This window comes from Paraburkholderia sp. SECH4 (assembly GCF_030511745.1).
Lineage (GTDB): Bacteria > Pseudomonadota > Gammaproteobacteria > Burkholderiales > Burkholderiaceae > Paraburkholderia > Paraburkholderia madseniana.
This window is the reverse complement of record NZ_JALOCP010000120.1, coordinates 1-1,213: the sequence shown is the minus strand read 5'-3', so window position 1 is coordinate 1,213 and position 1,213 is coordinate 1. Positions and strand designations below refer to the sequence as shown.

Annotated in this window: 1 protein-coding gene; it reads right to left on the bottom strand. The window is 58.5% G+C overall.

Annotated features, from left to right (window positions below; genetic code table 11):
• Nucleotides 1–130 precede the first annotated feature (130 nt).
• A complete protein-coding gene (locus M0D67_RS42000) occupies nt 131–1,123 on the bottom strand; it encodes an IS5 family transposase (protein ID WP_266243685.1) in 993 nt (330 codons plus the stop codon).
• Nucleotides 1,124–1,213 lie beyond the last annotated feature (90 nt).

Here is a 1,213-nt window from a genome sequence, read left to right as displayed (position 1 = left end):
GGAAACGCTGATTAATGTACTGCCCGTTCGGTTTGCAGATGAAGCGGCGGGAAACTTTCCGGATAACGAATCGAATCGGCGCTCATTTCAGTGAATTTGGCTCGAAAACGAGCCTCCCAGCTCGCATTTTTCACACGCTTGACGGACTGCTCCCATGAACCGATCGCAACAGATTTCGCGCAATCACCAGATTCGCCAGAGCGAACAGGCTGAGCAGTTGCGCCGTGTTCTTGGCCAAGCCCTTGTATCGGGTCTTGCGATGGTGAAACAGGTTCTTGACGATATGGAACGGATGCTCGACCCGCGCCCGGATCTGCGCCTTGGTCCGCTCGGCCGCCATCTCCAGGTCCTTCAGCGGCCCTTCCTGCATTGCTTTGATCTTTCCGCGCTTGGCCGCGACGTGCCACTTCACGGTCTTGCCTTTCATTTCGTCGCGCTTGTCTACGCCGATGTAACCCGCGTCGGCGAACGCCTGCTCTTCATGCCCGTGCAGCAGGGCATGCGCTTGCGACACATCCGACACGTTAGCCGCCGTGCCAACCACACTGTGGATCAGGCCCGAATCGGCGTCCACGCCAATGTGGGCCTTCATCCCAAAGTGCCATTCGTTTCCTTTCTTCGTTTGATGCATCTCCGGGTCACGGCTCTTCCCGGTATTTTTGGTCGACGGTGGCGCTTCGATGATCGTCGCATCAACCAGCGTGCCTTCCTTCATCAGCAGTCCTCGCTCACACAGCGAGATGCCGATCTCGTCAAACAGCTTCCGTGTCAATTCATGTTCGATCAGCAGGCGCCGGAACTTCAACAGCGTGGTCGCATCCGGCACGTTCTCGACCGCCAGATCGATGCCGGCGAAGGCGCGCAGCGCGATGCTGTCATACAGCGCATCTTCCAGCCCTTCGTCCGACAGCCCGTACCACTGTTGCAGGAAGTAGATCCGCAACATTCGCTCCAGGCCAATCGGCGGACGGCCGCGCGTGCCCTTCGGGTAATGCGGCTCGATTGCCGACAGCAAGCGCTGCCACGGCACAATCTTCTCCATCTCGGCCAGGAAGCGTTGGCGCCTCGTCACGCGCTTCTTGCCTGCAATTTCCGCTTCCGCGAAGCCGATCTGCCTCTTCATCGTCGTGGGTCCGTTCCGTGAGCTATCTTCTATAACGTCCTCGGCTACGTTCGCGATGACCGCCGAGCTTCATTAATCAGCGTTTCCCTA